Annotated in this window: 18 protein-coding genes; 4 read left to right on the top strand and 14 right to left on the bottom strand. The window is 66.8% G+C overall.

Annotated features, from left to right (window positions below; translation table 11 throughout):
- Positions 1–72 precede the first annotated feature (72 nt).
- Positions 73–1,665 carry a gamma-glutamyltransferase gene (ggt, locus tag EJJ38_RS04500; protein ID WP_127088934.1) on the bottom strand — a complete coding sequence of 531 codons (1,593 nt, stop codon included), beginning with the start codon at positions 1,663–1,665 and terminating at the stop codon, positions 73–75.
- A gap of 93 nt (positions 1,666–1,758) precedes the next feature.
- The gene (locus tag EJJ38_RS04495) at positions 1,759–2,499 is read right to left on the bottom strand and encodes a FadR/GntR family transcriptional regulator (RefSeq protein WP_127088933.1); all 741 of its coding nucleotides are present in this window, start codon (positions 2,497–2,499) and stop codon (positions 1,759–1,761) included.
- Positions 2,500–2,890: 391 nt separating this feature from the next.
- Between EJJ38_RS04495 and EJJ38_RS04490 the strand changes: the two genes are divergently transcribed.
- Together EJJ38_RS04490 and EJJ38_RS04485 are read left to right on the top strand one after the other, a co-directional pair.
- Positions 2,891–3,874: a Bug family tripartite tricarboxylate transporter substrate binding protein gene (locus EJJ38_RS04490; protein WP_127088932.1), complete on the top strand. Its 984-nt coding sequence runs from the start codon at positions 2,891–2,893 to the stop codon at positions 3,872–3,874.
- 212 nt (positions 3,875–4,086) lie between these two features.
- Entirely contained in the window at positions 4,087–5,013 is a 927-nt protein-coding gene (locus tag EJJ38_RS04485; protein ID WP_127088931.1) for an MBL fold metallo-hydrolase, read from the top strand.
- A 36-nt stretch (positions 5,014–5,049) separates the two neighbouring features.
- Here EJJ38_RS04485 and EJJ38_RS04480 read toward each other — a convergent pair whose 3' ends face one another.
- The 11 genes from EJJ38_RS04480 to EJJ38_RS04430 form a co-directional block, all read right to left on the bottom strand.
- The gene (locus EJJ38_RS04480; protein ID WP_127088930.1) at positions 5,050–5,346 is read right to left on the bottom strand and encodes a cupin domain-containing protein; all 297 of its coding nucleotides are present in this window, start codon (positions 5,344–5,346) and stop codon (positions 5,050–5,052) included.
- An 83-nt stretch (positions 5,347–5,429) separates the two neighbouring features.
- A complete protein-coding gene (locus tag EJJ38_RS04475; protein ID WP_164738405.1) occupies positions 5,430–6,227 on the bottom strand; it encodes an alpha/beta fold hydrolase in 798 nt (265 codons plus the stop codon).
- The gene (locus EJJ38_RS04470; protein WP_164738404.1) at positions 6,220–7,740 is read right to left on the bottom strand and encodes a class I adenylate-forming enzyme family protein; all 1,521 of its coding nucleotides are present in this window, start codon (positions 7,738–7,740) and stop codon (positions 6,220–6,222) included. Before EJJ38_RS04470 ends, EJJ38_RS04475 begins: the two co-directional genes overlap by 8 nt.
- A 1-nt stretch (position 7,741) precedes the next feature.
- Complete coding sequence (locus EJJ38_RS04465) at positions 7,742–8,941, bottom strand: acyl-CoA dehydrogenase family protein (RefSeq protein WP_127088927.1); 1,200 nt, start codon at positions 8,939–8,941, stop codon at positions 7,742–7,744.
- Positions 8,938–10,221: a TRAP transporter large permease gene (locus EJJ38_RS04460; protein WP_127088926.1), complete on the bottom strand. Its 1,284-nt coding sequence runs from the start codon at positions 10,219–10,221 to the stop codon at positions 8,938–8,940. The genes EJJ38_RS04465 and EJJ38_RS04460 overlap by 4 nt, the downstream gene beginning before the upstream one ends.
- 1 nt (position 10,222) lies before the next feature.
- Positions 10,223–10,771: a TRAP transporter small permease gene (locus tag EJJ38_RS04455; protein WP_127088925.1), complete on the bottom strand. Its 549-nt coding sequence runs from the start codon at positions 10,769–10,771 to the stop codon at positions 10,223–10,225.
- Between the two features lie 8 nt (positions 10,772–10,779).
- On the bottom strand, positions 10,780–11,778 hold the full coding sequence (locus EJJ38_RS04450; RefSeq protein ID WP_127088924.1) for a TRAP transporter substrate-binding protein: 999 nt from the start codon (positions 11,776–11,778) through the stop codon (positions 10,780–10,782).
- A gap of 52 nt (positions 11,779–11,830) precedes the next feature.
- Positions 11,831–12,310: a MaoC/PaaZ C-terminal domain-containing protein gene (locus EJJ38_RS04445; RefSeq protein ID WP_127088923.1), complete on the bottom strand. Its 480-nt coding sequence runs from the start codon at positions 12,308–12,310 to the stop codon at positions 11,831–11,833.
- A gap of 143 nt (positions 12,311–12,453) precedes the next feature.
- On the bottom strand, positions 12,454–13,200 hold the full coding sequence (locus tag EJJ38_RS04440; RefSeq protein WP_127088922.1) for an IclR family transcriptional regulator: 747 nt from the start codon (positions 13,198–13,200) through the stop codon (positions 12,454–12,456).
- A 194-nt stretch (positions 13,201–13,394) separates the two neighbouring features.
- Positions 13,395–15,428, bottom strand: coding sequence for a putative bifunctional diguanylate cyclase/phosphodiesterase (locus EJJ38_RS04435; protein ID WP_127088921.1), 2,034 nt, complete (start codon positions 15,426–15,428; stop codon positions 13,395–13,397).
- A gap of 242 nt (positions 15,429–15,670) precedes the next feature.
- Positions 15,671–16,876, bottom strand: coding sequence for a CaiB/BaiF CoA transferase family protein (locus tag EJJ38_RS04430; RefSeq protein WP_127088920.1), 1,206 nt, complete (start codon positions 16,874–16,876; stop codon positions 15,671–15,673).
- A gap of 180 nt (positions 16,877–17,056) precedes the next feature.
- On the opposite strand from EJJ38_RS04430, the gene EJJ38_RS04425 reads away from it, so the two are divergent.
- A complete protein-coding gene (locus tag EJJ38_RS04425; RefSeq protein WP_245454107.1) occupies positions 17,057–17,770 on the top strand; it encodes an enoyl-CoA hydratase/isomerase family protein in 714 nt (237 codons plus the stop codon).
- A 2-nt stretch (positions 17,771–17,772) separates the two neighbouring features.
- On the opposite strand, the gene EJJ38_RS04420 is transcribed toward EJJ38_RS04425, so the two are convergent.
- A complete protein-coding gene (locus EJJ38_RS04420; protein WP_164738403.1) occupies positions 17,773–18,534 on the bottom strand; it encodes an IclR family transcriptional regulator in 762 nt (253 codons plus the stop codon).
- 110 nt (positions 18,535–18,644) lie between these two features.
- Between EJJ38_RS04420 and EJJ38_RS04415 the strand changes: the two genes are divergently transcribed.
- Positions 18,645–19,826 carry an acetyl-CoA C-acyltransferase gene (locus EJJ38_RS04415; RefSeq protein ID WP_127088918.1) on the top strand — a complete coding sequence of 394 codons (1,182 nt, stop codon included), beginning with the start codon at positions 18,645–18,647 and terminating at the stop codon, positions 19,824–19,826.
- Positions 19,827–19,829: the final 3 nt, after the last annotated feature.

The raw sequence follows: 19,829 nt of genomic DNA, 5'->3' as shown, positions 1-19,829 counted from the left end.
TTCGCTCGCCGCAATCGTCACGGGCCATTGTATGGCGCGGCAACCGTCCGGACGGCAAGGGGCAGCCGCGGTTCAGTATCCTAGGGCGCAGCCGTCCTTGCGCGGATCGGACCCGCCGAACAAGACGCCCTTGTCCCAGTCGATGGCGATGGCCTGGGCCCCGCCGATGGGCAAGGGCGGCGTCACCACCTTGAGGCCGCGCGCCTCGAAGGTCGCGCCCACCTGCGCGCGCAGCCGGGCTTCCATCTCCACCTCGTCGCTGCCGGGCTTGGGAAACAGGCGCGGCAGCTCGGCCGCGGCCTGGAGGTCGAGCCCATGGTCCAGCACCGCCGAGAGGAAATAGGCGTGCCCCATGGCCTGGTAATGCCCGCCCATCACGCCGAAGGACAGGGTGACGCGATCACCCTCCGAGACCATGGCCGGGATGATGGTGTGCAGGGGCCGCTTGCCGGGGGCCACCGCATTGGGATGGCCCGCCGCCAGCGAAAAGCTCTGCGCGCGGTTATGGAACAGCACCCCGGACTTCGGCGCCATGAGTGCCGAGCCGAAGGCGTTGAAGATGGAGTTGATGAAGGAGACCGTATTCCGGTCCTTGTCCACCACCGAAATGTAGACCGTGTCCTTGTGCTCGGTGGCATCATCCACCGTCAGGGGGTGCACGGCCCGCGACAGGTCGATGCGCGCGGCGAGGCGGTCTGCGAGCGCATCGGAGAGCAGATACTCCACCGGCACGGCGGCAAGGCGCGGGTCCGCGAGCGCGGCATCGCGCTCCGCATAGGCAAGGCGGGTCGCCTCGGTCTTCACGAACAGGTCGTCGGCATCCAGCGCGTCCGTCTTCAGGGCGAAGCGGGAGAGGATGTTCAGGATGAGCAGAGCGATGATCCCCTGCCCGTTCGGCGGGCATTCATGGACCGTGCGACCGCGATAGGTGGTGGAGATGGGCGTCACATATTCCCCAGCGACGGCGGCGAAATCCTCCAAAGCGTGGAGGCCGCCGACGCTGCGCAAATGGTCCACCATGTCGACGGCGACATCGCCCCGATAGAAAGCCTGCGGCCCTTCGCGGCCGATCTGCTCCAGGGTCTGCGCCAGCTTCGGCTGGTGCAGGACGGTGCCGATGGCGGGCGCCTCCCCGTCCACGAGGAAGGTGGAGCGCACGCTCGGATCGCGCCGGAGCAAGTCCAGATTGATCTTGATGTCGAAGGCGACGCGGGGCGTCACGGCGAAGCCCTCGCGGGCCATGCGGATGGCCGGGGCGAGCAGTTCGGACAGGCGCATGCGCCCATGGTCCGCCACCAGCCGCGCCCAGGCATCCACCGCGCCGGGCACGGTGACCGCGTGCGGAGAATGCCGCTCGATGGCGCGGATGCCCTGCGCCTCATACCAGGCGAGCGTGGCGGCAGCAGGCAGGCGGCCGGAGCCGTTGAAAGCGACGATCCGGGTGGAGCCCTCCGGCGCATAGAGCGCGAAGCAGTCGCCGCCGATGCCGGTGGAGCCCGGCTCCACCACGCATTGCACCGCGCAGGCGGCCACGGCCGCATCCATGGCGTTTCCACCCGCTTTCAGCACCTCGATGGCCGTCAACGTGGAGGCGGGATGGGACGTGGCCGCCATGCCGTGGGTGCCGACAGCCAAAGAGCGGCCGGAAGTCTCGAAATCTCTCATCGCAATAGGCTCGTCCTTGACTGCGTTTCAGGTCCCGGCGGCTTCGAACGGGACACGACGGCCGCCACGCCGTGCCGTGGATGGAAACCGCGCCTACAAGGCGAAGCGCAGGGAAATGAGGGAGAGGTGCTCGCGCAAAAGGCGCCGGGCGAGGTCCGCGTCCCGCGCCTGCAGCGCCGCGATGATGGCCTCGTGCTCGCTCTGGTATCGATGCCAGCGATCCCAGTCGAAGCGGCTTTCCTTCAGATGGATCCAGCCCGGCTGCTGGCGGGCAATGGTCATGAGGTCGGCGAGCGCCGTGAAGAGCGGGTTTCCGGTGGCCCGGCAGAGCGCGCCGTGAAAAGCCGTGTCCACCGCCTCGGTCTCGCGCCAGTCCTTCGCGCCCCGGCTGTTCAGGACAAGGCGGGCGATGGAATCCAGCGCCTCGTCTGAGGCGGACAGGACCAGCACATCGGCCAACTGCGGCTCTACCAGGGAGCGGAACTCCATCAACTGGGACGGAGAGGGGCGCACCGGCAGCCCGCCGAACAGATTCCCCTCGCGCACGGCCCGCGCGACAAACGTGCCCCGCCCCACCTGTCGCGAGACGAGACCGGCGCGCTCCAGATTGTCCAGAGCCGAGCGCACGGTGGCGCGGGAGAGGCCCACCTCCTCCGCAATCCGCCGCTCCGTGAACATGCGGCAGCCCACCGGCAGGTCGCCGGAGCGGATGGCGGCCTCCAGGCGCTGCTGAAGCTCCCGGCCCGTCGCCGCCTTCTGAACGAGCAGCCGCGCCATGGCCTCCTCGGCCCGATCCGCCGCGTCACCCGCCGTCACGCCGTTTTCAACCGCCATGCAGTCCTCCGCCTTGCCCAACTTTTCCCCATGCCATGCACGAAGATTGGGCGAACCAAATCTGAGCCATTGCGCCGATTGGATCAATATGCATTAATTTTATCTTCTTTATCGAAAATGATATGCGACAGATGCGTGAATCGGGGCTTGATGTTGTCACCATTGATTTCATAAGCTCGATTCATATCACGATGGTTTGGCCCATTCCGCAAATCGCTCACCGAGCTTTCGGTTGGACCTTACCTGATGAATGGAAGAAGTCCAGATTGGTCTATGCCAATTCCTCCGGTCATCGCCCGCTTCCGCGGGATCGCATCTTGGCCGCGTAACGCACGCCGCCCCGAACGGGCGGGACGATATCGACCCCTGACGAGATAGCGGGAGCTGCTGAATGAAGATGATCAAGACGATCGGCCGTTACACCCTGGCGGGCCTCGCCTGCGCGGTGCTCGCCACCGGCGGCGCCCTGGCCCAGACGGCCTATCCCGAACGGCCCATCACCATGGTGGTGCCCTATCCGCCGGGCGGACCCAACGACATCGTGGCCCGCAGCATCAGTGAGGAGATGGCCAAGGCGCTCGGTCAGCCGGTCATCATCGACAATCGCAGCGGCGCGGGCGGCAATATCGGCACGGCCTATGTGGGCCACGCCAAGCCGGACGGCTACACCCTGCTGCTGGCGGCCACACCGCTGGTGGCCAACCCCTCGCTCTATCCGGACGTGAATTACGACCCCTTCAAGGATCTCACGGGCGTTGCCATGGTCTCCATCGCGCCCCTCGTCCTGGTGGTTCCGACCGCGCTTCCCATCAAGAGCGTGAAGGAGCTGATCGACTATGCCAAGGCCAATCCGGGCAAGCTGAACTTCGGCACCGGCGGCGCGGGCACGGGCCTGCATCTGGCCGCCGAGCTGTTCATGAACGATACTGGCGTCTCGATGACCCACATCCCCTACCAGGGCAATGCCCAGGTGATGCCGGACCTGCTGGCGGGCCGCATCGACGTGCTGTTCAGCGCCATGGGCACCGCCCTGCCGCACATCAAGAGCGGCGCGCTGCGGGCCCTGGCGGTGACAACCAAGGTGCGCTCGACGGTGCTGCCCGACATCCCCACCATGGAGCAGGCGGGCGTGCCCGGCTTCGAGTTCGGATCCTGGTATGTGGTCTCCACCACGGCGGGAACGCCGGAGCCCATCCTCCAGAAGCTGAACACCACCGTCGTGGACATCATCAAGACGCCCGAGGTGCAGGCCAAGTTCGACAAGCTGAGCGCGGTCGCCATGCCCTACACGCTGGCGCAGACCAACGCCTACCTGAAGGACCAGTACGACCTCTGGTCCAAGATCATCAAGCAGCGGAACATCTCCGCGAAATAACCGAAGCGGCCCCACGCCGCCGACGGGCATCCGGGCGCGAGAGCCTGATCCAATCAGGTTGAAACAACCTGATTGGTGAATCAGTCTCTAAGTCATTGATAGAGAGCGATTCACGATCCACTTTGAAGCCCCGAAGGCTTCAAGGTGGATCGATCGCACTCTGGCACCGGCGCGCGGATGCCTTTTTCCGTTACGGACAAAAGGGATGAAGCATGACCAACTCCCCCGAGGCTAAGAGCAATCACGCCCCCCTCACCTTTACGCATCTGGGCGCCGCCGGCTGGTCCATCACCGATGGGAAGACGGTGATCCTGATGGATCCCTACCTGTCGCGCGTGCGCTTCCAGGGCCGCCGCTTCGGCCCCGCCGACGCCACCACGGTGGAGGGCGACACCCGTCCCCTCATCAAGATGACCGACCCGCCCATCTACGACACGGCCTTCATCGACGCCCAGGTTCCCAAGGCGGACTACATCCTGGTCACGCACAGCCATTTCAACCATTGCATGGACGTGCCCTACATCGCCCGCAAGACCGGGGCGAAGATCATCGGCTCGGAGAGCACCATCAACGTGGCGCTGAATGGCGAAGTGCCGGACGACCAGCTCTATGCGGTGAAGGGCGGCGAGGATTATGCCTTCCCCGAGCTGAGCCTGCGGGTCATTCCGAGCCTGCATTCGGCCCTCTCCTGCAAGCTCTATCGCGACTTCGGGACGGTGCAGAATATCGACCGCCCGCTGTGCCTGGACGAATATGTGGAAGGCGGCACCTTCGGCTATCTGCTGCGCTTCGCGGGCCGGGAAATCCTGCTGTTCGGCTCCATGAACTATATCGAGCGGGAAGTGGAAGGGCTGCGCCCGGATGCGGCCTTCATCGCCTCCTCGTCCCCGCGCCTGGAGATCCACTCCTACACCGAGCGGCTCATGCGCGCGCTCGGCAATCCCCGCATCGTGGTCGCCACCCATTGGGACGACCAGGGCCTGCCCTTCGGCGCGAGCCAGGAGCGGGCGCTGGCGGGCACGAAGAGCTTCATCGACGAGGTGAAGGCGGTGGCCCCGGACTCCCGCATCGTCGTGCCGCTGCACTTCGAGCCGTTCGTGTGGGACGCCGACGACCAGATCCGCGTGGTCAAGGGCTGAGCCAACGGCGCCCTCCTCGCGGAGGGCGCCATCCCATCAGCGCTTGAACTCCACCTCGATGAAGGCCATGGGCGCGTCGCCGTCATTCTTCACATCGTGCTTGACGCCCTTGGGCCGGATATAGCTCTGCCCGGCTTTCAGCTCGGTGCGGGTGACGACACCGTCCATTTCATAGGCCATGACCGCGTCGGTCATCATCACCACCGCATAGTCCATGCCGTGCTCGTGCCAGCCGGTGGTGGCGCCGGGCTCGAAATCCCAGCGGGTGACGCGGGCCCGCTCATCCTCCGCGAGCAAGGTCGGGACGGCGGGAATGGTGCAGGCGAAAGGCATTGGATCTCCAGCGGGTTAGATCAGCCGAGGCGAACGGGTCCGCGGCATCATTCATGCCAGAAGAAACGCCCCGCCGGAACGCCTCAGCCCTCCACCTCCGCCATCCAGCGGTCGAGATGCTCCGCCTCCTCCTGCGGCCGCGCGAAGGGCAGGCCGTGGCGCATATGGGGAACGACCCGCAGGCGGCAATTGGGCACGATCTCCTTCAACTCCGCCCCGTGCAGGACCGGAACGAAGGGACTGGAATCGGGCAGCACCACGGACATGGGGAAAGGCGCGGTGCGCAACGCCTCCGTGAGATCGGACACGGCGAGCACGCCGCCGAGACCGAGCGCCACATGGGGCCGCGTGCGGGCCTGTTCGGCCTCAAACCAGTCCAGCGCCGCCGGGTCGCCGACACCCGGCAGGAAGCGGTTCGCCATCATGCGACGGCTCCAGCCCTGGGGGCCGCCATCCGCGAACTGGTCCTTCCAATAGGCCAGCTCCCCAAGCCCCTTGCCCTTGAAAGAGGCATTGGAGATGGAGACCGAGGCCACCCGCTCCGGGCGCGCCAGCGCGGCGGCGAGCACGATGGTGCCGCCCATGGATTCGCCCATGAGATGGACCTTGCCGGAACCGGCCTGGTCGGCCACCTCCCACAGGTCCTCCACCATTTCCGCCATGGACCAGACATGGTCCTGCGGGGGCACCACGGAGCGGCCGAAGCCGCGCATGTCGAAGCGCACCATGGGCCGATGCGCGGCGATGACGGGCACCCAGCCCGCCCAGATATCCATGGACGTGCCGATGCCGTGATTGAACACCACCGGCAGGGCATCCCTGGCCCATGGCGGGCGGATATCGTCGATCCGGAACACAAGTCCGCGTGCGGTCTCAGGCATGTTCGCGTGCCTCCAGGTCCACCACGCCGTCCGCATTCTCCTGAAGCGCGCGGCGCTGGATCTTCTGCGTTTCCGTGCGCGGGATCGCGCCGACGAACTGCACGTAGCGGGGCAGCATGAAGTCCGCGACCCGCCCCTTCAGGAAGGCCCGGACCTCGCCGGGGGCGAAGGCGCGGCGCGCCACCACCACGGCCTTGATCTCCTCGCCGAAGATGGGATCGGGCACCGCCACCACGGCCGCATCGTCGATCTCCGGGTGGTTCAGCAGCGCCGTCTCCAGCTCGAAGGGCGAGATGTTCTCGCCGCCGCGGCGGATGATCTCCTTCAGGCGGCCGAGGAAATAGAGATAGCCGTCCTCGTCCATCACGCCGGCGTCGCCAGTGTGGAACCAGAAATTGCGCGAGGACTCCCAGGTGGCCTTTTCATTGGCCCAATAGCCGAGCAGCAAGGTGAAGGGCTCTATGGGCCGCACCACGATCTCGCCCGGCGTGCCCGGCGGCAGGAGGCGGTCGTCCGGGTCCATCACCCGCACCTCCACGTCCGGGCGGGACTTGCCGCAGGAGCCGAAGCGATAAGCCTCGCTGGTATTGCCGGTCACCCAGCCGCCCACCTCGGTCATGCCGTAGAGTTCATGCGGCTTGATGCCGAAGCGCTCCTCCATGGCCCGCCAGACTTCCTGCGGGCAGCCCCCGCCCACGCAGCGGGTAAGGGAATGGTCGAAATTGGGCTCGGTGCGCCGCGCCATGAGCATGGCGAGCACGGTGCCCACATAGGTGAACATGGTGCAGCCGAAGCGCTTGGCATCCTCGAAGAAATTGCTCACCGAGAATTTCGGGCGGACCACCAGCGTGCAGCCCACCTCCAGCGCCGACATCACCGCATACATTTGCGGGTTGGTATGGAAGAGCGGGAGAAAGACCATGATGCGGTCGCTCTCCACGATATTCAGCGCACGCGACATCCAGCGCCCGCTGGCCAGGAACGCCTCGTGGCAGTTCAGCACGCCCTTGGGCAGGCCCGTTGTGCCGGACGTGTAGATGATGCTCATGGGGTCCGAGCCCTGCCCCTCATAGGGCGCGTCGGGCTCCAGGGCGCGGGCGGCGGCGAACAGGTCCGCCTCCCCGTCGAAGACGATGAGGGTCCGCCCCTCCAGAACCGGCTCCAGGTCGGCGCGCTTGGCCTCCAGGATGGAGCGCTCCACCAGCACCGCCTTGGCCTCGCACTGGCGCACCGAATAGCGCAGCCCCTCCCCCACGAGGCCGGTATTCAGCGACACCGTCACCGCCCCGATATTGGCAAGGCCGAACCAGGCCACGAGGAAGGCCGGGCGGTTGCCGCACAGCAGGGCCACATGGTCGCCCTTGGCGATGCCGTGGCCGCGCAGGAAGGCGGATGTACGCAGGGAGAGGTCGCACACCTCTCCCCAATTGAGGCTCACATCATCCGACACCACGGCGGGGGCGTTCGGACGCAGCCGGGCCTGGAGGATCAGCTTGTCGGTCAGGGTGGTCATGTCAGGCGGATTTCTTGAGGCTCTGTGCGCCCGAGGCGGTATTGAGGAATTTGGCGATGGTGTTCTTGAGGATCTCGTTGGAACCGCCGGCGATCTCATAGGCCTTCGCGTCGCGCAGATAGCGGCCGAAGGGGGCGTTCTCCATGATGCCGTAGGCGCCGCAGATCTGGGCCGCCTGGGTGGCGACGGCGGTGGCGACCACGCACGCCTTCAGCTTGGCCTCGCTGCCCCAGCGAGGCACCTGCTGCTTGGAATCCAGCGCCTCGGTCGCCCGGTAGATCAGCAGCCGCGCCGCGTCGATCTCCGTCAGCATGTCGGCGAGGTACCACTGGATACCCTGGAAATCGAGCACGCGCTGGTCGAAGGCGATACGGTCACGGGCGAACTGGAGCGCACCCTCGAAAGCCGCGCGCGCAATGCCCAGGCTGATGGCCCCGGCCAGCGTGCGCGAATGGTTGAGCACGCTCGCCGCCTGCCGGACGCCCTTGCCTTCCTCGCCGATCAGATGGTCCGCCGGCAGGTGCACCTCATCCAGCACCACATTCATATGCGGCCCGTTGCGCAGGCCGAACGTGGCGGAGTTGCGCCCCTCATAGATGGACACGCCCTTGGCCTCGCGCGGCACGGCGAAGACCGATACGCCCTTGTCCGTCTCCGCCAGGATGATGAACAGCTCGGCGGCCGAGCCGGAGGTGATGAAGTGCTTCTCACCCTTGATCACCCATTCATCGCCGACCTTGCGGGCCTTGGTGTCCAGCTTGCGGATGTCGCTGCCATGGGCCGCCTCGGTGAGGGCATAGGAGGAGAGCAGACCCTGCGCGAAGGCAGGGAGATAGCGCTGCTTCAGGCTCTCCTCGCCGAACAGGCGGATCATGGTCTGCGCCTGGAAGATGGTGATGAGCGAGACGCCCACCGCCGCGCTGCCCACCGCCAGTTCCTCGCACACCGCCGCAGCGTGGGAATAAGACAGCCCCTGCCCACCGAACTCCTTCGGCAGGACCACGGTGCTGAAATTCTGGCGGGCGAGATCGCGCATGATCTCGACCGGGTAGACATCCTCCCGGTCGATACGGTCTCCTTCCGGCGTGACCACACGGGCCACATAGGTGCGCAGGCGAGCGACATAGCTCTCCTCCACCAGCGCGGGCCAGAGGGCGCCGGTATCCACCGGCAGCACCTCGTTCAGAACAGCCTCGGTCATTTGCCGTATTCCATGGTGTGCGGAAGCCACGTCGCCAGCTCCTGCCAGTAGGCGACCACGTACATCATCAGAACCATCAGGATCACGTAGGGGATGATGGCCTTGGCCATATGCTCGAACGGGATCTTGCCGATCTGCGAGACGGTGAAGAGGTTGATGCCCACCGGCGGGGTGATCTGCGCCACCTCGATGGCCAGCACCACGAAGATGCCGAAGGCCAGCGGATCCATGCCGATGGACATGGCCACCGGATAGAGGATCGGGATGGTGATCAGCATCATGGACAGGGCTTCGAGGAACATGCCCAGGATCAGATAGAAGACCACCATCACCGTGACGGTGCCAAAGAAGCCGAGACCGGACGAGGCGATCAGCTCGGTGATGGCCTGCGGCACGCGGGTGACCGTGAAGAAGCTGGTCATCAACGCACCGAACGCCACGAGCATGAAGATCATGACCGAGGCGTGGGTGGCGGTGAGACCCGCTTGGTAGAATTGCCGCCAGCCCAGCGTGCGGGTGAGAAGGCCCACGATGACCGTGTAGGCCACGGCCAGCGCCGCCACCTCGGTCGCCGTGGCGATGCCCGAATAGATGCCCGCGAAGATGAGGATGGGCAGCAGCAGGATCGGCCCCGCATCCAAAGTCGCGCGGATGATCTGGCCGGCGCTCACCGGCTGGGCATTAGGGTCCTTCGGGTTCACGGCGATGGTGTAGAGCGCCATGAGGACCGCCAGCAGGATGCCCGGCACCACGCCCGCCACGAACAGCGCGCCGATGGACTGGTCGGTGAGCACGCCATAGAGCAGCAGCGCGATGGAGGGCGGAATGAGGATGCCCAGCGTGCCGCCGCCGGCGATGAGACCGCCGGAACGGGCCAGCGGATAGCCGTTGCGGGTGAGCACCGGGATCGCCACGAGGCCGATGGTAGCGGCGGTGGCGACGCTGGACCCGGAGATGGCCGCGAAGATGGCGCAGGCGATGACGGTCGCCACGCCGAGACCGCCCCGGAGGCCGGAGACCAGCGAGGCCGCAAAGGCGAACAGACGGTCCGAGAGCCCCGTCTGCTGGAGCAGCGTGCCCGCCAGGATGTAGAGCGGCACCGCCAACAGGACGAAGCTGTTCAGCGAGTTATAGGCAGTGAGCGCAGCGTCCTGGAGCAGGTCCGTGCCGCCCATCAGGTAATTGCCCGCCACGGCGCTGACCGCCATGGCGACGAAGACCGGAACGCTGGTGGCGAGGAGGATGAGGAAGAAGCCGATAATGCCGAATGCGAGGGTCATGTCAGATCACCTCTCCGGCGCCGGACTTGTCACGGAAGGCCGCGCCCAGCGTGAACACCATGATCAGGTCCCGCAGAATGGCGAGGATGAGCAGCACGCCGCCGAGCAGCAGCAGGCCCTGGAGCAGCCACATGGGCACATGCAGGATGGTGGAGGTGGTGAAGTTGAGCATCCAGGAGAAGGACACCAGCAACCACGCGCCGTAGGTGAACCCCACCGCGAAGGCGAGCGAGACCAGGAGCGCGAACACGTCGAGCACCTTGCGTACGCCTTCCGGGCAAAGGTCGCGCACGAAGGTAACGCGGAAATGCCCGTCCACATTCTGCGTCGCGCCGATGCCGAGGAAGGCCATGGCGATCATCAGGTAGATGCTCACTTCGGCCGCCCACAAGGTGGGGAGGCCGAAGGTGCGCAGGATCACGTCATAGGTGACGGTGATGGCGAGCAGCCACACCACGAGGGTGGAGAGCGCCCCGCCGAGATCGCCCAGGCGATCGAGGGTCTTCACCACGGCGCCGGGCGCCGTGGTTTGTTCCGTTATCCCGGTCATGTGTCCGCTCAGTCCTTCGGCTGGATCAGCGCCGCCACGTCGGGGCTGAGCTTGGCGAGGGTGGACTTGAGCAGCGGCGCGGTGGCCTTCTGCCAGGCGGCGAATTCCGGCATGTCCGGCTTCAGGATGGTCACCTCCAGGCCGCGATCGCGATACTGCTTCGTCAGGTCGTCGATCTCGGCCACGATGGCCTTGCGGTTGGAGTGGCTCGCCTCGTCCACCGCCGCGATCAGGGCCTTGCGCACGTCGGCGGGCAGCTTGTCCACCCACGGCTTGTTGGCGGCCCAGCCCATCATGGTGGTGCCGAGGAACGAGGCCGGGACGAGGACGTACTTGGAGACCTCGTACATGCGCTGGCTGTCCACGCCCTGGAAGCCCAGGATGGCGGCGTCCACGGTGCCGTACTGCATGGCGGAGTAGACGTCCGCGAAGGGAATGGTCACGGGCGAGCCGCCGAAGGCGCGCACCGCTTCCGCCTGCCCTTCCGAGAAGACGCGGACCTTCTTGCCCACGAAGTCGGCGGGGGTCTTCAGCGGCACTTTCGAGACCACGGCGGGCGGGCCGAGATCCGCGAGGCCGAGAAGGGTCGCGTTCTTCTCGGAAAACTTCTTCTGGAGCACCGACATAAGCCCGTTGGGCTTGTCGATCAGCGTGTCCAGCTCGGCCATGGTGAGGCCGGTGGGCGCGTCCATGAACTTGGTGTCCGGCACCGTGCCGGACCAGCCGTTGACGGTGATCCAGCCGAACTTCACCTGGCCCATGGGAATGCCGACCGGCATGTCCTTGTCCTGGGCCAGTTGGCCGCCCGGGAAATGCTGGAAGGTGACGGTGCCGGAGGGGGCCTTCTTCAGCGCCTCCTCCAGCGCCGGCACGAACTGGCGCACGCCGATATGGTTCGCCCCGCCCCAGGTGGCGAGGGGGACCGTGGTCTGAGCCACGGCGGGCGATGCCGCAATGGCCGCCGCCACGAGGGCGGCGGGCAGGCAAAATGTCTTCACGAACAGCATGTTTCTTCCTCCCAATTATTGGTTGTTCCGGCGGTGTTCCGCCTGGTTCCCGTCAGTCTTTGAAGGACTTCACCATCCGCGTGACGGTGTAGGTGAGCGGGATCTCACCCTTCTGGTTCACCACATTGACGATGGCGGTGACGATGCCGCGGCCCGGCTTCGAGGTGGGGCGGGCGGCGGTGCACTCGCATTCCACATGGAGGGTGTCGCCCGCGAAGGTGGGGCTGTTGACCTTCAGTTCCATGCCCAGGAAGGCGAGGCCGGTATGCTGCATCACGGACTGCATGAGCAGCCCTTCGGCGAAGGAATAGACCAGCGCGCCGGGGGCGAGGCGGCCTTTGATGAGCGACTCGTTTTCCAGATAGTCGAGGTTGGTGAACAGCACTTCGAGCATGCCGGTCACGCACACGAAATTCGTGATGTCGGCATCCGTCACCGTCCGCCCGACCGTGCGGAAACGACGGCCCACGGTCCAGTCCTCGAACGGAATTCCAAGCCCCACATAAGGCAGATCACTCTTCGGCGCACCCATACCTTCGCGTCCTTCCCAATCGATCATTTGTTCATGATCATGGATCATTGATACACAGACATGAACAGATAGATCAAGGCGCAAAGACGCGCGCCGGCCGGCACAGCGCCGCACCAACCCCAGCAAGCACTTGAAATTAAATGTTATTTTACGCGCGAATCCGCCTTCACATAGGCGGCGATGGCGTCGCGCGCTTCCGTGACAAGGGTGTCCACCAGCCCTTCGAGGCGATAGGCAGGCCCGGCAACCAGCAGGCAGAAATGCCGGTCGGGCAAGGGCAGCGGAATGGCGACGCCCAGCAGGTCGGGCGAATAGCCGTTATTGTTGAAGAACCAGCCGCGGGCCTGGGAGATGGCGATCTCCTCCTCCACTTCCTGCCTGTTCATCAACGAGGCGGCGGCGAAGCGCTCATACTCGGCCTTGTCGAGGATCGTCGCCCGCTCGCGCGGGGAAAACAGGGAGAGGATCGCCCGCCCCGCCGCTGTGGCGTAGAGCGGAACGCGCTGGCCCACATGGGCGAAATAGCGGATGGGATTCTTCGATTCCACCACTTCCACGAACACCGCGCTGGTGCCGGACGGCGCGGCGAGGATCGCGGTTTCCCCGGTGCGGGCAGCAACCTGCTCCACCATGGCCTTCAGGGCGTCGGAGACGGGCGCGGCGGCGACGATGACCTCCGCCAGCTTCAGGAGGCGCGGGGTCGGGTAATAGCCGGAGCGGTAGCGCAGTTCGTAGAGATAGCCGGCCTTGCTGAGCGTCTCGATGAGATTGAAGGTGCTGGAGCGCGGCCAGCCGAAATGGTCGGCGATCTCTGACAGCGTGGCCGGCGACTTGCGCTCCGCGAACAGCTCCAAAATCTGCAGCGCGAACGCAACCTGCTTGACGATCATCGACGATCCATCCCGGGCCTAGCCATCAGGGGCGGGACCATATCGCAGGGGCAGCGGCGATTTCAATGAGCGCGCGCCTCAAGAAAAAACAACAAGATCATCTGGGACGGCCAACGTATTTCAAGGCCCGGACGCGCGCAGGACAGTCATTAGGCCCCCACCCCGTCCGCGCTCGCAGCACGGGCGCCCCAGGCTCAGACGGGCTCGCAGATATCGACGGTGGCGCTCACCTGCCGCGCGGGCCGCCCCAGCAGGAAGCCCTGCACCTCCAAACAGCCCTCGGCTTCCAGCAGCGCCAGTTGCTCGTCCGTCTCCACGCCTTCCGCCAGCACATGGATGCCGAGGCTGCGGCCGAGCGTCAGCACCGCCCGCAGGATCGCCAGCGCGTCCGGACTTCCCGCGATGTCGCGCATGAAGGAGCGGTCCAGCTTGATGCGCTGGACCGGAAAGGCGCGCAGCGCGTCGAGGGAGGAATAGCCGGTGCCGAAATCGTCGATGGCCACCGTGACGCCCAAGGCGCTGATGTCGGTGAGCGCGGCGATGCAGTGGGCACGGTCCTCGATGATGGCGGTCTCGGTGATCTCCAGTTCCAGCCGCGCCGGGTCGAGGCCGCTCTGCTCCAGCACTTCGGACACGAGGCGGGGGATGTTGCCGTGGGCGATCTGCACCGGCGAGAGGTTCACCGCCACCCGGTGGCTTCCCGACCAGGACAGCGCCTCGCGGCAGGCGGTGCGCAGCACCCATTCGCCGATGGGCAGGATGAGCCCGCTTTCCTCGGCCAGCGGGATGAAATCGGCCGGGGAGATGTAGCCGCGCGTCGGGTGGCGCCAGCGCACCAGCGCTTCATAGCCGATGACCGAACGGCCTCCGGGGCCCCCTTCCGAAGGCTGGAGGCGGGCCTGCAATTGGTAATGCAGCTCGAACTCGTCCCGCTCCAGGGCGCGCCGCAATTCCAGCACCAGTTCGCGCCGCGCGCGGGCCGCCTCGTCCATGGACGGCTCGTAATAGCTCACGCCGCGCGCCGGATCGGCCTTGGCCCGATACATGGCGAGGTCCGCATTGCCCAGGATCCGGGCCGGGCTCTCGCCGTCCTGCGGATAGAGCGAGACGCCGAAACTGGCATGGGGCAGCACATCGCAAGACCCGATGCGCACGGGGCTCGCCAGCACCGATTCAAGCCGGCCGATAAAGCCCTCCACCTCCCGCCCGGGCGGCAGCGGCGCCACGGCGGCGAATTCGTCGCCGCCCATGCGGGCCAGGAATTCGCCGTCCTTCAGCACGCCGCGCAGGCGGTGGGCCAAAACGCGCAGCATCTCGTCGCCGCCGTCATGGCCATGCACGTCGTTCACCGCCTTGAACTTGTCGAAGTCGATCACCACCAGCGCGAACCGGCGCCCTTCGGACTTCGCCCGCGCCAGCTTCACGTCCAGGAAGCGCGTGAAGCTGTTCCGGTTCGGCAGCCCCGTGAGCGGATCGCTGAGCGCCATCTCGCGCAGCGCGTCCATGGCCTTCTCGCTCACATCGGAATCGATCATGTGGCTGGCGACGCCCGTTGCCGCGATCAGCAGCGCCCCGCAGGTGAGCGCCATGGCGAGCCCCTCGAAGTCCGCCCCTTGCTCGTGGAGAGAGCCGAACGGCACCACGGTGAGCGCCCCCATGCCGGTGAAATGGAGCGCGAGGACGCAGGCGACGAACGCCACCACCGCCAGGACCGGGCGATGGCGCGCCTCGCTCCAGAGCATGAGGGTGGAGAGCCCCGCCGCCAGCACGAGGGACAGCGCCACGTAGAGCGGATCCCAGGCCAGGAACCCGTCGATACGGTAGGCGAACATGCCCAGATAGTGCATGGCCGAGACGGACAGCCCCAGAAGCAGCCCCCCCGCCAGCCGCAGGCTCGTGGTGCCCTCCAGTGCAAGGCGGAAGGCGAGCGCGGCTCCCGCGATGACCACGATCAGCGAGGCGACGGTAAGAAGCGGCTCGTAGCTGGCGGGCACGTCATTGCGATAGGCCAGCATGGCAATGAAATGGGTGCACCAGACCGAGCACCCGGCCGTGACAGCCGCAAGGAACAGCCAGCCGGTCCGCTGCCGCTCCATGCGATGCCGGGCGCGATGGTACAGTTCAAGCGCCGCCCAGGCCCCGCTTCCGCAAACCACAACTGCCAGAGACAAGAGCCAGAGATTGTGCTCTCCCGTCAGGCACGCCACCACACGCATCGCCTTCGCCACCACGGCTCCGCCACGAAACACCGTCAGTGAGGAACTCTGACACCGTCGCAGGGGTTCACATAGCAATACGCACGTATCGGTATTTCGGATGTATCCATCGTGTAATCGGCGGAGATTAACGAAGGGTTGTTGCCGGGCGGTAACACGATTACCTCCAGCTCGAGCACGTTTATCAGTCAACCGTCTCACGAATTGAGCGGGAGAGGCCGACGCCTCCCGCTCGCACGGTCAAGCCACCAGCCTCAGGCGGCAGCGGCCCCGCTGGCGGCGCCCTGGGCGATCAGCGCATCGATCTCCCCCTCGGACAGGCCCGCCTCGGAGAGGACCTGCCGCGTGTGCTCGCCGAGACGGGGCGCGGGGCGTGTCGCTTCCGGCTGGGTCTGCGACCAGGTGCTGGCGGGCTGCATACGGCGGATGGCGCCCTCCGTGGGGTGCGTCTCCTGCCCGAAGAAGCCGATCGCATCGAGGTGCGGATCTTCCAGGATGGAATGGAGGTCGTGGAAGGGCGCGAAGGGAATGTCCGCCGCCTCCAGGAAGGTCTCCCACTCCGCCGTGGTGCGATGGCGGAAGATCTCCGCCACCTCGCCATAGAGGTCGTTGATGTGGCTGTTGCGCGTGCCCATGTTGCGCAGGCGCGGGTCGGAATCGAACGCCTCCGCGCGGCCGAGCGCCGCGTAGAAGCTGCGCCATTGCTTGTCGTTATAGAGCAGCGCGCAGATATAGCCGTCGCTGGTCCGGTAGGGGCGGCGATGCTTGGTGAGAAGGCGCGGATATCCGCCCCCGTCCAACGGCGGATCGAAGGTGAGCCCGCCCAGATGGTCGGCGGCGATCACGCTCACCAGCGTCTCGAACATGGGCACGTCCACCCGCTGCCCCTCGCCGCTCTTGGCGCGGTGGACCAGGGCGGCGCAGATGGCGCCCACGGCCGCGAGGCCCACGATGCGGTCGGCGATGGCGGAGGGCACATAGCGCGGCCCCTCCTCGCTCACCTGCGCGATCAGCCAGGGAATGAGGCTCGCGCCCTGGATCAGGTCGTCATAGGCCGGGCGCGCCGCATAGGGGCCGTTCTGGCCGTAGCCGAACATGCCCGCATAGATGATGTCGGGCCGCGCCGCGCGCAGGTCCTCATAGGCCAGGCCCAGCCGCGCCATGGCCTGGGGGCGGATATTGTAGGCGATGACGTCCGCGCCCTCGGCCATCTTGAGCAGCGCCGCGCGCCCGCCCTTGCTCTTCAGGTCCAGCACCACGCTGCGCTTGGAACCGTTGGCGTTCAGGAACAGCCCGCCCATGCCGGGCGAACGGCCGGGACCGATGAGGCGCACCGGGTCTCCGGCGGGCGATTCCACCTTGATGACGTCGGCGCCCATGTCTCCCAGCATCTGGGTGGCGGACGGCCCCATCATCACGGTGGTGAGGTCGAGGATTCGGATTCCGGAGAGCGGGCCCACGGTCGTTCCATCCCTGTTTCGGGTCGCGGCGGCGGGCGGCCCCCGCTTTTACCACGTCCGCCGCTATGGCCCCCATATGGGCGCGGGGGCGGGCGGCTGGACTTTCAAGGTGCTAAAGGACATGGTGTTTTTCGTCAATACGATGAAAATAATCACATATATGATAATTGGAGACGAGACGTGCCTCGCCTGATCCGTGTCGAGCGCCAGGGACCGGCGGCCATCATCACCTTCCAGCGTCCGGAAGCGATGAACTCCTGGACGCAGGCCATGCGGGCCGAAATCATCGATGCCATGGCGCAGGCGGACGCCGATCCCGCGGTGCGCGCCGTCATCTTCACCGGCGCCGGACCGCGTGCGTTCGGTGCGGGCCAGGACCTGAAGGAGCCCGGCCCCACCCTTGCCGAGGCGGATGCCTGGATCGACCAGTGGGCACGCCTGTTCGGCACGCTGCGGGGCCTCTCCAAGCCCAGCATCGCCGCGCTGAACGGGGTGGCGGCGGGCTCGTCCTTCCAGTTCGCCCTCATGGCGGATTTCCGTGTCGCCCATGACGGGGTGCGCATGGGCCAGCCGGAGATCAATTCCGGCGTCGCCAGCGCCATGGGGCCCTGGATCATCCGCGAGATGCTGGGCCCGGCCTATGCCACGGACCTCTGCCTCTCCGGCCGCATCATGGGCAACGAGGAATGCCGCCGGCTCGGCCTGTTCAACCGGGTGGTGACGGCGGAAGAGGTGGTGCCGGAAGCGGTGCGCCTCGCCGGGGAATTGGCCGCCAAGCCGGAGCGGGCCATGGGGCTCACCAAGGCCCGGCTGCGCGGCTTCGGCGATGCCGGCTTCCGGGAGGCCATCGACCTGTGGCGCGCCATGCTGCGCCAGACGCTGGAGAGCGCCTGACGCTATTCCGGCAGGTAATGGGCGATCTTGGCGCGCATGAGGGCCACAAGCTCGCCGGTGCGCTCCATGAGCAGCGAGGACAGGCCGCCAATGCCCAGCGCCACGGGATGGTCCCGCCCGCCGCCGGGCAGCAGCACGCACACGATGCCCGCGCCCGGCGCGATGCGGTCCACGGAACGGGAATAGCCGTCGCGCCGGATGGCCGTCACTTCCGCCATGACCACGCCGAGCGGCACGGTCTGGCCGTCGGGACGCAGGCTCGCCGCCCGCTCCACCTTGCGGGCGATCTCCGCATCGTCCATGGCGGAGAGCAGCATCAGCCCCAGGCCCGAAGCCTCGATGGGCCGGGTGGTGCCGCGCGGAATATGCAGGCGCATGGGATTGGTGGCGGGGATCGCCTCCGCATAGATGGCGTTGCAGTCGCTGGGAATGCCGAGGAGGATGGTCTCGCCGGTCTCCTCGCCGAGATCGTGCATAAGCTGGTGGATGCGCCCGTCCGTCACCCGTGCGTCCAGCCAGCGGCCGAGCATGGCGACGCGGGCGGTGGGCAGGACCTTGCGCCCGTCCGCCTCGGCCAGGTACCCCTGCTCGATCATGGTGCGCACCAGCATGGAGGTGCTGGACTGGGGATAATCGAGGGCCCGCGCCAGTTCCGAGACGGTGGTGGAGCGCTCGATGGAGGCGAAATATTCCAGCACCTCCAGCACCCGCAAGGCGGACTTCACAGGGGTCTGGCCACCCTTGGCGCTGCGGGGTCTGGGCATACGGATCTCCGCCCCTTTAATCCTATACATGATTAAAAAAATCAAGTTGACGAACAATAGCTCGCCTGCATGTTTCACGCACGGTTTTCAGGGCCGCAGGAGGAAAAGCCATGGACAAGGATCCCATCGTCATTGCCGGTGCCGCACGCACGGCCCTCGGCGCGTTCCAGGGCGCGTTCAAGGACATGGGCGCCCCGGCGCTCGGCGCCATCGCCGTGAAGGCCGCCATCGCGCGCGCCAAGGTGGCGCCTGAGGACGTGGAAGAGGCGCTCCTGGGCTGCGTGCTCTCGGCCGGCATCGGCCAGGCCCCCGCGCGCCAGGCGGCGCTCGGCGCGGGCCTGCCCCAGTCCGTGCCCTGCACCACCGTGAGCAAGGTGTGCGGCTCGGGCATGAAGGCCCTGATGCTGGCCAACGACCTCATCGCCGCCGGCAGCGCCAATATCGTGGTGGCGGGCGGCATGGAGAGCATGTCCAACGCGCCCTATTTGCTGGACCGCGCCCGCGCGGGCATGCGCCTCGGCCATGGCCGGGTGCTGGACCACATGTTCCTGGACGGCCTGGAGGATGCCTATGACAAGGGCCGCCTCATGGGCACCTTCGCGGAGGACACCGCGCAGCATTACCAGTTCACCCGCGAGGCGCAGGACGCCTTCGCGATCCGCTCCCTGGAGCGCGCCCGCGCGGCGGCCGAGCAGGGCCGGTTCGCCTCTGAGATCGTCGCCGTAACCCCGCCCAAGGGCGTGGCTGTGGAGGCGGACGAGCAGCCCCGCACCGCGCGGCCGGAGAAGATCCCCACCCTGAAGCCCGCCTTCCGCGACGGCGGCACGGTGACGGCGGCCAATTCCTCGTCCATCTCGGACGGCGCGGCGGCCCTCGTGCTCATGCGCCTGTCCGAGGCGGAGAAGCGCGGCGCCACCCCGCTCGCCATCCTGCGCGGCCATTCCGCCCACGCCCAGGCCCCCGCCTGGTTCACCACCGCGCCGGTGGCCGCCATCACCAAGCTGCAGGACCGGCTCGGCTGGACCGCGAAGGACGTGGACCTCTACGAGATCAACGAAGCCTTCGCGGTGGTCACCATGGCCGCGCAGAAGGATCTGGGCCTGCCCGACGAGAAGGTGAACGTGCATGGCGGCGCCTGCGCGCTCGGCCATCCCATCGGCGCCTCGGGCGCGCGCATCATCGTGACGCTGCTGGCGGCCCTGGAGACCTACGGCCTCAAGCGCGGCATCGCCTCGCTCTGCATCGGCGGCGGGGAAGCCACCGCCATCGCCGTCGAGCGGCTGCCGTCCTGATTT

Origin of the sequence: Aquabacter cavernae, from assembly GCF_003993795.1 — a bacterium.
Classification (GTDB): Bacteria; Pseudomonadota; Alphaproteobacteria; order Rhizobiales; family Xanthobacteraceae; genus Aquabacter; species Aquabacter cavernae.
This window is presented reverse-complemented; position numbering and strand designations above follow the sequence as displayed.

Excerpts from the sequence above, each read along its gene's own strand:
- ggt (WP_127088934.1), bottom strand. The coding sequence starts at position 1,665 with ATGAGAGATTTCGAGACTTCCGGCCGCTCTTTGGCTGTCGGCACCCAC.
- EJJ38_RS04495 (WP_127088933.1), bottom strand. The coding sequence starts at position 2,499 with ATGGCGGTTGAAAACGGCGTGACGGCGGGTGACGCGGCGGATCGGGCC.
- EJJ38_RS04490 (WP_127088932.1), top strand. The coding sequence starts at position 2,891 with ATGAAGATGATCAAGACGATCGGCCGTTACACCCTGGCGGGCCTCGCC.
- EJJ38_RS04485 (WP_127088931.1), top strand. The coding sequence starts at position 4,087 with ATGACCAACTCCCCCGAGGCTAAGAGCAATCACGCCCCCCTCACCTTT.
- EJJ38_RS04480 (WP_127088930.1), bottom strand. The coding sequence starts at position 5,346 with ATGCCTTTCGCCTGCACCATTCCCGCCGTCCCGACCTTGCTCGCGGAG.
- EJJ38_RS04475 (WP_164738405.1), bottom strand. The coding sequence starts at position 6,227 with ATGCCTGAGACCGCACGCGGACTTGTGTTCCGGATCGACGATATCCGC.
- EJJ38_RS04470 (WP_164738404.1), bottom strand. The coding sequence starts at position 7,740 with ATGACCACCCTGACCGACAAGCTGATCCTCCAGGCCCGGCTGCGTCCG.
- EJJ38_RS04465 (WP_127088927.1), bottom strand. The coding sequence starts at position 8,941 with ATGACCGAGGCTGTTCTGAACGAGGTGCTGCCGGTGGATACCGGCGCC.
- EJJ38_RS04460 (WP_127088926.1), bottom strand. The coding sequence starts at position 10,221 with ATGACCCTCGCATTCGGCATTATCGGCTTCTTCCTCATCCTCCTCGCC.
- EJJ38_RS04455 (WP_127088925.1), bottom strand. The coding sequence starts at position 10,771 with ATGACCGGGATAACGGAACAAACCACGGCGCCCGGCGCCGTGGTGAAG.
- EJJ38_RS04450 (WP_127088924.1), bottom strand. The coding sequence starts at position 11,778 with ATGCTGTTCGTGAAGACATTTTGCCTGCCCGCCGCCCTCGTGGCGGCG.
- EJJ38_RS04445 (WP_127088923.1), bottom strand. The coding sequence starts at position 12,310 with ATGGGTGCGCCGAAGAGTGATCTGCCTTATGTGGGGCTTGGAATTCCG.
- EJJ38_RS04440 (WP_127088922.1), bottom strand. The coding sequence starts at position 13,200 with ATGATCGTCAAGCAGGTTGCGTTCGCGCTGCAGATTTTGGAGCTGTTC.
- EJJ38_RS04420 (WP_164738403.1), bottom strand. The coding sequence starts at position 18,534 with ATGCCCAGACCCCGCAGCGCCAAGGGTGGCCAGACCCCTGTGAAGTCC.
- EJJ38_RS04415 (WP_127088918.1), top strand. The coding sequence starts at position 18,645 with ATGGACAAGGATCCCATCGTCATTGCCGGTGCCGCACGCACGGCCCTC.